Annotated in this window: 12 protein-coding genes; 8 read left to right on the top strand and 4 right to left on the bottom strand. The window is 71.3% G+C overall.

Features of this window, described 5'->3' with window-relative positions; genetic code table 11:
* Positions 1-217 precede the first annotated feature (217 nt).
* Positions 218-1,825: an apolipoprotein N-acyltransferase gene (gene lnt, locus ACFRCR_RS00310; protein ID WP_377674468.1), complete on the top strand. Its 1,608-nt coding sequence runs from the start codon at positions 218-220 to the stop codon at positions 1,823-1,825.
* Positions 1,826-2,032: 207 nt separating this feature from the next.
* On the opposite strand, the gene ACFRCR_RS00315 is transcribed toward lnt, so the two are convergent.
* Positions 2,033-2,377: an RNA polymerase-binding protein RbpA gene (locus ACFRCR_RS00315; protein ID WP_138824427.1), complete on the bottom strand. Its 345-nt coding sequence runs from the start codon at positions 2,375-2,377 to the stop codon at positions 2,033-2,035.
* A gap of 428 nt (positions 2,378-2,805) precedes the next feature.
* Here ACFRCR_RS00315 and ACFRCR_RS00320 point away from each other — a divergent pair, with 428 nt between their 5' ends.
* Positions 2,806-3,891: a tyrosine-type recombinase/integrase gene (locus ACFRCR_RS00320; RefSeq protein WP_377674470.1), complete on the top strand. Its 1,086-nt coding sequence runs from the start codon at positions 2,806-2,808 to the stop codon at positions 3,889-3,891.
* A gap of 374 nt (positions 3,892-4,265) precedes the next feature.
* A complete protein-coding gene (locus tag ACFRCR_RS00325; RefSeq protein WP_377674472.1) occupies positions 4,266-4,532 on the top strand; it encodes a DUF1905 domain-containing protein in 267 nt (88 codons plus the stop codon).
* 84 nt (positions 4,533-4,616) lie between these two features.
* Here ACFRCR_RS00325 and ACFRCR_RS00330 read toward each other — a convergent pair whose 3' ends face one another.
* Entirely contained in the window at positions 4,617-5,552 is a 936-nt protein-coding gene (locus ACFRCR_RS00330) for a patatin-like phospholipase family protein (RefSeq protein ID WP_377674474.1), read from the bottom strand.
* Between the two features lie 388 nt (positions 5,553-5,940).
* On the opposite strand from ACFRCR_RS00330, the gene ACFRCR_RS00335 reads away from it, so the two are divergent.
* The 4 genes from ACFRCR_RS00335 to ACFRCR_RS00350 all read left to right on the top strand — a co-directional run bounded on the left by ACFRCR_RS00335 (position 5,941) and on the right by ACFRCR_RS00350 (position 10,147).
* Complete coding sequence (locus ACFRCR_RS00335; RefSeq protein WP_377674476.1) at positions 5,941-6,387, top strand: iron chaperone; 447 nt, start codon at positions 5,941-5,943, stop codon at positions 6,385-6,387.
* A gap of 745 nt (positions 6,388-7,132) precedes the next feature.
* Positions 7,133-7,465, top strand: coding sequence for a hypothetical protein (locus tag ACFRCR_RS00340; RefSeq protein ID WP_377674478.1), 333 nt, complete (start codon positions 7,133-7,135; stop codon positions 7,463-7,465).
* A gap of 201 nt (positions 7,466-7,666) precedes the next feature.
* Entirely contained in the window at positions 7,667-8,812 is a 1,146-nt protein-coding gene (locus tag ACFRCR_RS00345) for a tyrosine-type recombinase/integrase (protein WP_377674480.1), read from the top strand.
* A gap of 81 nt (positions 8,813-8,893) precedes the next feature.
* Positions 8,894-10,147: a phosphatidylserine/phosphatidylglycerophosphate/cardiolipin synthase family protein gene (locus ACFRCR_RS00350; RefSeq protein WP_377674482.1), complete on the top strand. Its 1,254-nt coding sequence runs from the start codon at positions 8,894-8,896 to the stop codon at positions 10,145-10,147.
* Between the two features lie 17 nt (positions 10,148-10,164).
* Here the strand turns inward: ACFRCR_RS00350 and ACFRCR_RS00355 are convergent, their stop codons facing one another.
* Both ACFRCR_RS00355 and ACFRCR_RS00360 read right to left on the bottom strand, forming a co-directional pair.
* The gene (locus ACFRCR_RS00355) at positions 10,165-11,004 is read right to left on the bottom strand and encodes an MBL fold metallo-hydrolase (RefSeq protein WP_377674484.1); all 840 of its coding nucleotides are present in this window, start codon (positions 11,002-11,004) and stop codon (positions 10,165-10,167) included.
* Positions 11,005-11,072: 68 nt separating this feature from the next.
* Positions 11,073-11,633, bottom strand: a complete 561-nt coding sequence (locus ACFRCR_RS00360) for a TetR family transcriptional regulator (protein WP_377674486.1) — start codon at positions 11,631-11,633, stop codon at positions 11,073-11,075.
* 50 nt (positions 11,634-11,683) lie between these two features.
* Between ACFRCR_RS00360 and ACFRCR_RS00365 the strand changes: the two genes are divergently transcribed.
* Entirely contained in the window at positions 11,684-12,496 is an 813-nt protein-coding gene (locus tag ACFRCR_RS00365) for an SDR family NAD(P)-dependent oxidoreductase (RefSeq protein WP_377674488.1), read from the top strand.
* Positions 12,497-12,533: the final 37 nt, after the last annotated feature.

A 12,533-nucleotide genomic window follows, 5' to 3' on the forward strand; every position in this document is an offset into this window, starting at 1 on the left:
GGCGGTAAGTTCGATGACGTGTTCCGGCCGTCAGCGCCGCAGGGGTTCGAGCCACCATCTCACCGTCCGTCCTGCGTGCTCTGACGTGCATCGGCTCGACCCGCGCGTTCAGTAGACAACACGGCCTCACCGGTGGCGGTGCGACGTGGTCCGAAGGACGCGCGGGTCGGCCCACATCTCCCGGCCGACCTGCAGGTACGTGGCGTACCCTGCACTGGTGTCGACCCGTGAGCCGAGCCGCTGGCTGCTGATCCTTCTCGCCGCCGGTGGTGGCTTCCTGACGAACACCGCCTTCCCCGACCGTGGGTGGTGGCCCATGGCGTTCGTCGGGGTCGCGGCCCTCTTCCTGGCCCTGCGTCGTGACCGCGTCTGGTGGAACGCCCTCGTCGGGCTCGTGTGGGGCCTCGCGTTCTTCCTCCCGCACATCCAGTGGGCCCAGATCGCGACCGACACCGTGCCCTGGCTCGCCCTGAGCGTCCTCGAAGCGGTCTTCCTCGCGCTGTTCGGCGCGATGTGGACGTGGGTCCGGCGGATCGGGGCCGTCGCCCGCAACCTCGCGTGGCAGGTCGTGACGTTCTCCGTGCTGTGGGTCGCGGTCGAGCAGTGGCGCTCCGAGTTCCCGTTCGGCGGGTTCCCCTGGGGGCGGCTCGCGTTCTCCCAGGTCGACTCCCTCCTGGGACGCACCGCCTGGCTCGGCGGAGGACTGCTCGTCTCCCTGCTGACCGCCGCGATCGGGGTCCTGCTCGCCGTGTTCGTGCTCGAGGCCCGCACGGTGCGCGCCCTGCCCGCTCTGTGCGCACTGGGTACGGCCGCCGTGCTCCTCGGCGCGGGCCTCGTCGTCCCGCTCGACACCCGCGCCGAGACCGGGACCCTGAAGATCGGCGCGGTCCAGGGGAACGTCGGGGAGCCGGGCCTCGGGTCCTTCGCCAACCGTGGCGAGGTCCTGCAGAACCACGTCGACGGCACGCTCGCCCTGCTCGACGAGGTCGACCCGGGCGAGCTCGACGTCGTCCTGTGGCCAGAGAACGGCTCCGACCTCGACCCGCAGACCACCCCCGACGTCGCCGCCGACATCGACGCCGCCGCGACCGCCGTCGGCGCACCCGTCCTCGTCGGTGCGCAGGAGTTCCCCGAGACCGGCGGGCGGTACAACGTGTCGCTGCTGTGGGCCCCCGGGCAGGGCGTCATCGACCGCTACGCCAAGCAGCACCCCGCACCGTTCGGCGAGTACATCCCGATGCGCAGCTTCGTGCGCATCTTCTCCGACCAGGTGGACCGCGTGACGACGGACATGATCGCGGGCGACGAGGTCGCGGTCGTGGACCTGCCCTCCGAACGCCTCGGGCGCACCGTCCCGCTCGGCACCGTCATCTGCTTCGAGGTCGCGTACGAGGAGCTGATCCGCGACGCCGTGAACGCCGGCGCCGAGCTCCTCGTCGTCCCCACCAACAACGCGTCCTTCGGGTACAGCGCCGAGTCCACCCAGCAGCTCGCCATGTCTCGCCTGCGCGCCATCGAGACCGGGCGCGCGACCGTGCAGATCTCGACCGTCGGCGTCAGCGGCATCATCGCCCCCAACGGCGCGCTCCTGCAGAGCACCGAGCTCTTCACGGCCGACCAGATGGTCGCCACCTTGCCCCTGCGCGACTCCCTGACCCCGGCCGTGCGGCTGGGGTACTGGCCCGGGTGGATCGCGGGCGGGCTCACGGTCCTGCTCGTCGTCGCGGGCGTCGTCGCCCACGTGTCCCGTCCGGTCGCGAGCGCCAAGGCACCTGCGCGCAAGCCCGCGACCAAGCGCCCGGCGTCCAAGCCTGCACGCCGTTAGTCGTCCGACCGCGCGGGGCGGCCGCCCCAGGAGGGCCCGTCCTGCCCGACGGCGAGGATCACCCGGGTGCGACGGGCCCGGGGGGGTGCGCGGCGCCGTCGGGCGGACCGGATACCTGCCGGTGAGCGCGGGAGAGCCCGGCCGGGGCCCCAGGGACGACGAAGGGCCCGGAACTCCGAGGAGTTCCGGGCCCGACGCGTCAGACGATCAGGCGCTGCGGCGCAGCTTGCCGGCACGCAGGAGACCGAGACGCTCGTCGAGCAGCTCCTCGAGCTCCTTGATCGTGCGACGCTCGAGCAGCATGTCCCAGTGCGTACGGGCGGGCTTGCCTGCCTTGGGCTCGGGGCGCTCCGCGTCACGCAGGAGGGCCTCCTCACCGCAGCGACACTCCCACACCGCGGGCACCTCGGCCTCGGTCGAGAACGGCAGGATGATGGTGTGACCGTTGGGGCAGTCGTAGTGCGCCTGGAAACGAGGGGCGAAGTCGACGCCCGCGTCGGACTCCATGCTCTTCGCACCGATGCTCATTCCACGTAGGGACCGGTCTGGCATGTCGTCCTCCAAGGGGTAGCGGCAGGGGTTGTCTATGGGGGTCAACGTCCGACCGGATGCGCGTGTTCCGGCGGGGCGTGAAGGTCCGGTGAACGCACGTGGCACGCCGAACCCACCCGTCGAGGCTGCCCAGCAGACCGCACGCATCGGGGAGGACGCGCACACCCGCGAGACCACCGACCAGGTTTCCGGTTTTCGCAGGTCGGCGCAACTCCACACGCACGATCGACGGTGTGATGTTGCCCGGGGCAAGGCCCGCACCGCACGCCAGGCGGACGGTACGAGCCCCCTGGCAGGACGCACCACTGATCGTGGATCCGCCGGTGCGGCCGCTCGACGACCTGTCCGGATCGTCGCTGATGCGACGGATCGCGGTACCGTTCGTGCTGTGAGGAACCAGGCAGACCACGCACAGCGGACGGATCGTCATGGCGACCGTTGAGGCGTACGAGACGACGGCCGGGCGACGGTACATGGTTCGCTACCGCACCCCTGAGCGCAAGCAGACCAAGAAGCGTGGCTTCAAGACCAAGCGCAGCGCCGAGGCCTTCGCGTCCTCGCTCGAGGTGTCCATCCTGCGCGGCGAGTTCATCGACCCGACGGCGGCCCGCTCGACCGTGCACGAGCTCGGGGGAGCGTGGCTCGGGCGCCAGACCCACCTCAAACCGTCGACCGCCCGCGCGATCGAGAGCTCGTGGCGGCTGCACGTGGTGCCCCGGTGGGGGAGCGTGCCCGTCGCGGAGATCCGGCGCACCGCGGTACAGGCCTGGGTCTCCGACCTGAGCGCCACCTACAGCGCGACGACGGTCGCCCGCGCGCACGGCGCCCTCGCGTCCCTGCTCGACGACGCCGTCGACGACCGACGCATCCTTACCAACCCGGCCCGCGGGGTCAACCTGCCCCGCAAGGTCCGGCGCGAGCACACCTACCTCGACCACCGGCAGGTCGCCGCGCTCGCCGCCGCGGCCGGCCGGCACGAGACCCTCGTCCTGGTCCTCGCCTACTGCGGGCTGCGATGGGGCGAGGCCGCGGGCCTGCGCGTCCGGGACCTCGACATGCTCCGGCAGCGCCTGCGCATCAACCAGAACGCGGTCGAGGTCGGCTCCGAGATCGTCGTCGGGACGCCCAAGACCCACGAGCGGCGCTCCGTCCCGTTCCCCGCGTTCCTCTCGATGCCCCTGGCCGCAGCGTGCGAGGGCAAGGGGCGCGACGACGTCGTCTTCCACGGCGACCGAGGCACCTACCTCAAGCGGTCCAAGTCGGGCACCGGCTGGTTCTCCCGTGCGGCCCGCGACGCGGGCATCGACGACCACCTCACCCCGCACGACCTCCGCCACAGCGCCGCGAGCCTCGCGGTGTCCGCGGGGGCGAACGTCAAGGCCGTCCAGCGCATGCTGGGACATGCCTCCGCGAGCATGACCCTCGACGTCTACGCGGACCTTTTCGAGAAGGATCTCGACGGCGTCGCGGTCGCCCTGGAGACGGCGCGACTGCGCGCGGTCTCGCCCGGCTAGTGCCCATGGTGTGCCCACGGGGCATCAGGGGGCCGTAGCCGACTGCCGCAGATCGTTGATCTCGCAACGCCTCACGGGGGAGCGGCGGCTCGCGCCCCGTGGGTCTAGAACTCACGGGGTATCGATCCTCCCGGCGCACAACGGACATTCACGACCAGTTCCATCCGTGCGGTGACGTGTCCGAGATGCGCCGACCGCGGCAAGAGCGCCGACGCTCTCAGGGCTTCCTGGAGAAGTCTGTCGACATCAAGACACTTCGCGCCGGCAGGGTGGGGCAAACGGCCGGCGCCGCTCGATAGAGTCGGACGACGCACGACGCACACGGCGCCGGCGACGACGAGGGGGGTCACGTGGTGAGCACGAGTCCAGGTCCGATGGACGTCACATTCTCCGCACCGATCGGGGTGACCGTGCGCGACGACGTGTGGTCGTGCGTCGAGGTACCCGACTCGGTGGAGCTCCTGGGCACGGGGAAGGCCGTGCGGGTGGCCGCGACCGTGGACGGCCACGACCTCACGGCCGGACTCATGCCGACCGGGTCCGGTGGCCACATGCTCTCGATCAGCGCAAAGCTCCGTCAGAAGCTCGGGAAGGACATCGGAGACACGGTGACGGTCCACCTCTCGGAACGGCTGACCTGAATTCTCGAGAAGCCTCCGCATTCCCCCGGTCGCGTGGCGCATTTCGCACCATGCGACCGGGGGAATGCCATTCCCCTCGGAGCGTCAGCGCCAGAAATCGGTCAGGCGATCGGCCACAGCCAGGCCCTGCTGATGCCCGGCGCCAGCAGCCAGGGGACGGAGGGACAGGTCCATCGCGTTGGCACCGAACAGGTGCGCGGAGCCGACGTCCGGGAAGATCGTCACGACCTCGCTGCCACGCGCGCGGAGCTCGTCGACCTGCGTCGCCAGCTGCAGGCCCCACGTCGGCGGAGTGAGGGACCGGCCGCCGAACGGGGACAGCACGAGCACCCGCCCGTACCCCCCGGCGAGGTCGGCGTTCTCGTTGCGCCGGTAGCCCCCGTCGATGTACCGGCGACCGGCGATCTCGTAGGGAAGACCGCTCGAACAGCTCGCAGCGACGGCATCGACCAGGTCGACCCCGCTGTCGCGATCGAACACGACCGGGTCGCCGGTCTCGGCGTCGACGGCCGTGAGGAGAACCCGTCGCAGCGGCCACTCCTGACCCGGCAGCCGTGACGCGACCGTGGACCGCCACCGTTCCTGCCAGGAGCCGTCCGACGTCGACCCCCGCTCGAGCGTTGCGGCGCCCACACGTCTGCGCAGGTCAGCCGGGTCGTGAGCCGAGGCGATGAGGGTGCGCATCCGTTCGAGGTGGTCGTCGACAGGCCTGCGGGCAGCTCCCTCCGGAGCGCGTCGCTCCGGAGGGGGCGAGGCAAGGGCGGCCGCCAGCAGGTCGGCCGGGGCCGCACCCGCCAGCTGGGCGGCAGCGGTCGAGCCGGCCGACGTCCCGACGGTCACGTCGGGGGTGGTCACGTCCATACCGGCCTCGAACAGGCCGGCGACGACGCCGATCAGCCAGGCGTTTCCGGTCGAGCCCCCGCCACCGAGGACCACGGCCCGGCCACCGGCAGGTCGTGCCTGCGGGCCGGGGTCGGGCGTCGCGGGGGAGTGCGCGGGAGAAGAGGGTGAGGTGTTCATGGGAGTCGCCTTTCGCGAAGAAGCTGGCAAGCGCTCCCGGTGGCGACTAGCGCCGTCGCGTGATCGTGGGCTGCGGGGGAGCGCCCGGTATGGATGCTGCGTTCACGGGTCTCACCTCCTCGACGGGTCGCGATCACCGCGACGCTAGCACGACGCCTCCTCACGTGAGCAAGGGATTTTCGCCGAACGACGCGCCGTGAATTCCTCGGCGACAATCTTCTCCGTTCACGGACTCGCTCGGAGAAAGCCCGACGACACGAGTTCTTCCGCTGCGGAGAACAGGCCGCTGCGTCACCCCGGCACGATCGAGCAGATCTGGAGAAGCGCGCTCCGTCGCCCCTCAGTAGCGTCGAACCCGACGGCAGACACACCACGAAGGGGAATCGCGATGACCGGCACCACGAAGTCGACGACGACCAGCAAGGCCTACGAGGGCTTCTCGGCCGAGGAACGTGCGGCGATGAAGGAGCGCGCCAAGGAGCTCAAGGCGTCCGCGAACCGGGCCGAGGCGGAGAAGGCCCAGCTCGAGAAGATCGCGGAGCTCTCCGAGCCGGACCGTTCGATGGCCTCGCGGATCCACGAGCTCGTCGCCGAGCACGCGCCCTCGCTCGCGCCGAAGACCTGGTACGGGATGCCCGGCTGGGCCAAGGACGGTAAGATCCTCTGCTTCTTCCAGCCCGCGGAGAAGTTCGGTGCACGCTATCCGACCTTCGGCTTCAACGACGTGGCACAGCTCGACGACGGCACCCTGTGGCCCGTCGCGTACGCGCTCACGGAGCTGACGCCCGAGAACGAGGCGACGATCGCGGACCTCGTCAAGAGAGCCGCAGCTTGAGCCGAACGGTCACGGGCGCCGCGGCGAGGGCATCGGTGCAGGTCAGCAGCCTCGGAAAGGGCCTCTGACCTGCAACGATGTCCTCAACGAGCGGTTGGTCCGGGGGAGTGGCAGGCAGGATCGGGGCGAGCGGGCGGACCATACCGACCGACTGCATGGCCGCCATGCCTCTCGACATCGCTCTGGTCGAGGTCTCGCAGCGAGGACGAGCTTGCGCCACACGACCCGCACGATCCTGGCCACGGCCTGCGACGACGGCCGCGAGCCCGTCCGGCGGTGCGCGTGGCGAGCGGACGACCGATGCTGGCGCAGATCGACCCGTACGGAGATCTCGTGCTGGCGTCGTCGGAGATGGAGCAGCCTGATCGACGAGCTGCGTGCGTCGTACGCGGCACGGCGCCGCATGTCGCATCATCGCGAGATCCGCGGGCTCGCTGCCCACTGTGCGGCGGATCCGACGACGGAGCCGTACTTCGCAGGTGACCGGCGGCGCGGGTGCGCCAGCGCGTTCTCACCCCTCTCGACTCCTTCGAGACAACGCCGATAATGTACATTATGTCATTACGACGTTCGGACCACACCCCTCTCGACGGCGCACGGCCCGTCGGAAGCGGCTGATATCGCGCAGACTCGCAGTCGTCACGCCGCCCCGGAGCCGCCGGCGCTGCATCACAGGAGCCGGTCGCAGGCTCCCTCGTTCGCAAGGGCGTCAGTCAGGAGCGCCCGCCGAGACCGGGAGTCGAGAATGAGCTCAGGACCGTTCGTGGCCACGCGTCCCGTGGATCCTGCAGGAACCTTCGGTTCGTCCAGACGCCCTGTGCGCAGCTCGGGCGCCTCGGCCGCCGCCCGTGCGGCACGTGGCGTGCTCGTGGTGACGCTCCTGGCGACCGTCCTCGCAGTCACGGCACTGACGGCCGTCCTCACGGCGGTCGTCGCCGTCGTCACGGCGCCGTGGTGGGCGTATCGCTTGTGGTGGGCCCCGCTTCTCGACCGGTCCCCCTCCAGGGCCAGCGCCCTGCGGCCCGCCATGACGAGGCGAGCCGAGCGGCGAGCCGTCGCGACGCCGTCGGGCATCTGAGGACACGTGGCGTGATTTCTTTCGTGATGCCGCTGCCTTGCGGTACGCTCCTTCAATTGGGACATACGCGACAAACCATTGTGTTTAGCACAACACCGTGGTGAGACCTCGTGCACTCGGCCCTCGACCGCTCGCTGTCGTGTCAGTGGCGCCCCCTATGCTCCGGATGTCCGGTCTCGTCCCGTCCTCAGGAGCTGTTCGGTGGTCGCCCCTCCCCGCCTTCGCCGCGTCACCGTCGCCGAGGCGGTCTCCACGTACCTCTCCTCCGTCTCGGCGGAGACGCTCCGTGGCGTCCTCTCCCCCACGACCCAGCGCAACTACGAGCGTGACCTGCGGGAGTTCTCCTCCCTCGCGGGCCCCAAGACCGTCCTCGACGACATCACCGGTGCCGACATCGACGACTTCCTCCTGCGGTACCAGATCACCCCGGACGGGCGATACACCGACCCGCGGACCAAACCCGACGGCCCGGGCCGCTCGGCCGCGACCGTCAACAGGTTCCGCCAGTCGATCTCCCGGTTCTTCACCCACGCGGCCCGCGACGGATGGGTCCAGGCCGACCCGATGCAGTGGGCCGCTCCCCCGGCCCGGCTCCGCGGCGGCCTGCGCGTCGCGCGCACCGCGCTGTCGGCGACGGCCGCACAGGCTCTCCTCGTGACCGCGAGCACCAAGCCGCGACCGACGGAGGGTGCGTCACCCGCCGCGACGAGCGGTGCGGGTCGACCTCGTCCCGACCACGACCTCGCCGTGCGGGACCGCCTCATCATCGCGCTCCTGCTGATCCTGGGCCCACGGGTCTCGGAGGTCGCCCGCGCGGACGTCGACGACTTCGTCCGCGAACCCGACCAGACCCGCTGGCGCATCAAGGGCAAGGGCGGCACGGTGCGCACCGTCAGCCTGTCCGAGCCCCTCGCACGGGCGCTCGACGAGTACCTCGCCGCGCTCCGGCCCTCGCTCCTGGCGCGCAGGCCGGGCGACGCCGATGCCGCCCGGGCTCTCCTGCTCACCTGGCGCGGCCGGCGCATCGACGCCCAGGCGATCCGTGCGCTGCTCAACCGGTGCGTCGCCCGGATGCCCGAGGAGTACCGGCGGGCAGCGACCCCCCACGCCCTGCGGCACACGACTGCCACGCTCCTCGTCGCCCAGGGCTGGGACGTGAAGGTCATCGCCGAGCTCCTGGGGCACGCGTCGATCGCCACGACGGGCGTCTACCTCGACCGGATCGAGGGTGAGCTCGCGGCCGCGATCCGCTCCCACCCCCTGTCGACCGGCCTGCCTGCGGAGATGGGGAGCGAAAGCCTCCCCGAAACGGACATAGGCGAAGAAAACGCCGCGCCCGGGGCGTGACGTGCTGGACCGGTGACCGCAACGGGCAAAGTCACCCCATTTCTCCGGGTGCTCGCGCCGACCTGAGGCTACGGTGAGCAGGTGCGCCCCTCGAAGACCTCTCCCGTCCAGCTCGCCCGAACGGTGATGGCCCGCGCAGCAGTGCTCGCGGTCGCGGTCCCCGTGACCGTCGCGACCGGGCTGGTGATCGCCGACGCCATCCGCAAGCGACGCGTCACCGACCCCAGCAAGTTCCCCCGCTCCGCCCCTGCCGAGGCGAGCATCGGCGAGACGACCACGACGATCTTCACCTACGGTGACGACCTCTACCGCGAGATGCTCGCGGCGATCCGCGGGGCCAAGCGGCGCATCATGCTCGAGACGTACATCTGGAAGGGTGACGACCTCGGCAAGGAGTTCAAGGACGCGCTCGTCGAGGCGACCGAGCGCGGCGTCGAGGTCTTCGTGATCTACGACGGCTTCGCGAACCTCGTCGTCCCCCGCGAGTTCCTGACGTTCCCGGCGCCGATCCACGTGATCCGCTACCCGGTCTTCCGCCCGGGCGTCCTGGTGCTCAACGTCCGCAAGTCGGGCCGTGACCACCGCAAGATCCTCGTGGTCGACGACGAGATCGGTTTCGTCGGCGGCTACAACATCGGCGCCATGTACGCGACGCAGTGGCGCGACACCCACATCCGGCTCGCGGGGCCGTCCACCTGGGAGCTGCGCAACGCGTTCGTCGACTTCTGGAACTCGAACCGCAAGCCGGGCCAGCCGCGCCTCGAGGACCCGGGGTCACGGCTGTGGCTGCCCGAGCTCCGCGCGGCCCGCAACGCCCCCGCCCACCTGGTCTTCCCGATCCGTGGCATCTACCTGGACGCGATCGACCGGGCGTCGGACCACATCTACATCACGCAGGCCTACTTCATCCCTGACCGTGAGATCCTCGACGCCCTGCTCATGGCGGCCCAGCGCGGCGTCGACGTCCGGGTCCTGGTCCCCGAGCGCTCCAACCACGTCGTGGCGGACTGGCTCTCCAAGGGCCTGTACACGACGCTGCTGCGCGGCGGCGTGACCATCTGGCTCTACAAGGACGCCATGGTCCACGCGAAGACGGCGACGATCGACGGCAGGTGGACCACGATCGGCACGGCCAACATCGACCGTCTCAGCCTGACCGGGAACTACGAGGTCAACCTCGAGATCGTCGACGCCGGCATCGCGGCGCAGATGGAGAAGGTCTACGACGTCGACCTCAGCAACTGCCGCGAGCTCACGCTCGAGGAGTGGTCCGGACGGTCGCTCGCGGCGAAGCTCGGCGAGGTCGCGCTCGCGCCGCTGCGGCCGCTGCTGTAGGCCGACGTCCGCAGCACCTACTCCCGCGTGGCGTCCGCGACCTCCTCCTCGGGGCGCGGAGGGACCGTCTCGTCGACCTCGATCGTGGGCACCTCGTCGAACTCGGGATGCTCGCGCAGGATCGCGTCGGCGACCGCCTCCGGGTCGCGCTGCGGCGCGGGCTCGTGGGTCATGGTGTGCTCCTCACCTCTCGGGGTGACGTCGAGATGTCCGCCCACCTCGAGCGGGCGGTAGTCGTACGTGCCGCCGGTGCGCCCCTCGCCGAACAACCGGTGGACCAGTGCGAGGCCCGCCGGCGACAGGACCGCGTCGTGGATCGGGATCACCGTCCGAGGGTCGAGCGAGCGGACGAAGTCGATGCCGTCGGCGACCTTCATCCACGGCGCGGACACGGGCGCGAGGAGGACGTCGAGGCGGTCGTCGGTCAGGGGTGGGCTGAACGAGTCACCCGGGTGGTACGTGCGCACACCGTCGCCGGCCACCAGGTAGGTGACGTTGGCGACCCGAGGCACGTCCGGGTGGATCAGCGCGTGCTGCCCTCCCCCGACCAGCACCGAGAACGACCCGATCGTCAGGACGTCTCCCGGTTCGACGACCTGGAAGCGTTCGCCGTCGGGAGCCTCCCCCAGCCGCTCGAACGCTGCCTCAGGTCCGAGGACGCGCAGCCCGGGGTGCGTCGCGAGCGCTGCCCGGACGGCGTCGACGTCGAGGTGGTCGGGGTGCGCGTGCGTCACGAGCAGCGTCCCAGGGGTGACGAGCGCCGCGGCGGTGTCCGCGAGGGTGCCGGGATCGAGGGTGAGCGTAGTGCCCGCGTGCTCGAGCGCGACGCAGGAGTGTCCGTGGAACGTGATGCGCATCTGTCGCCTTCGGTGGGGTGGCTGGGGGGGTGGTTCCAGTGTGCCGCCTGGCGGGTCGTCGCGCCGGGTCAGGGGGCGAGCAAGAGGTCGACCAGGCGCCGGGCCGCCGCGTCCGTCCGTTCCAGGTCGCCCGTGACGAGGCGGTCGAGCAGGAGCCCCTTGAGGCCGGACGTGAGGAGCGTGGCGTCGACGCGGGCGGCCTCGGGCGAGCGACCGATGCCGACGAGAAGGCGCTCGACGTGCTCGACCCACGCGGCCACGGCGTCCTGGGCGATCGCGTGGTGCGGGTTGCCGTCCTCGAGGGACGTCGTGAGCACCTGGAGCATGAGCGTGAAGTGCCCGGTGTGGGCAGGATCGGTCATGCCGGCCCAGGCCGAGCGTGCGGTGACGCGCGGGTCCACGGTCGGGACGGCGTCGAGGGCCTCGATCATGCGTCGACGGTGCTCGGCGAGGACGGCGTCGAGCAGGGCGTCCCGGGTCCCGAAGTAGTGCACGAGCATCCGGGCGCTCGTACCGAGCGACGGTGCGAGGGATCGCAGCGTGAAGCCGCCGAGGCCCGTGGCCTGGAGGTGGTCGAGCGCGCCGGAGACGAGCTGGGCGCGTCGCTCTTCGTCGGGGGTGCGTGACACGGGCGCTCCGAGGGGTTGACGGTGGGACGGTGCGAGCCTACGTTGACTCCATGAGTGTAACGCGCGTTACAGATAAGGCGAACGTCTCGACCCGCACCGGACGCGACTCCCCCGGCCCCCGCTGGACCGCAGCCCTCGTGACCGGCGGGAGCTCCGGCGTCGGGCTGGCGCTCGCCCGACGCCTCGTGGCGGACGGCACGACCGTGCTCGTGTGCGGGCGCGATCCCGGCCGCCTCGCGGACGCCGCAACCCAGGTCCCCGGCCTGCGCACGCTGGTCGCGGACCTCTCGGACCCCGACGACGTCGCCCGCCTCGCGCGCACGGCGGCCGCCCTGCCCGGTCTGGACCTCGTCGTGCACAACGCCGCCGTCCAGCTCGACCGCGACTGGGTCGTCACGCCGCGGCCTGGGGCGACCGGCCCCCTCGTGCGGGACGCGACCACCGAGCTCGCCACCGACCTCGGCGCCCCGCTGCACCTGACCGCGCACCTCCTGCCGGTCCTCGCGGAGGCACCGCGCGCGGCGGTCGTCTCCGTCACGTCCGCGCTCGGGACCGTCCCCAAGCGCTCGGCACCCGTCTACTGCGCGGCCAAGGCCGGCCTGAGCGCCTTCACCACGTCGCTCGGGTACCAGCTCCGCGCCACGGCCTCCCACGTCCGTGCGATCGAGGTCGCGCTCCCCCTCGTCGACACCGCGATGACGGCAGGCCGCGGGGCACGCAAGATCACGCCCGACGCCGCCGCTTCCGCCATCCTGTCGGCGCTCGCCGGGCGCAGGGACAGGGTCCATGTCGGAGCCGTGAGGCCCCTGCTGGCGCTCCACCGCGTGGCACCCCGCCTCGCGGCCCGGATCGTCGCCGACTGAGGCCTCGCCCCGCGGACGACAGCGGGCCGGGTGGGAG

Origin of the sequence: Oerskovia sp. NPDC056781, from assembly GCF_042789955.1 — a bacterium.
Lineage (GTDB): Bacteria > Actinomycetota > Actinomycetes > Actinomycetales > Cellulomonadaceae > Oerskovia > Oerskovia rustica.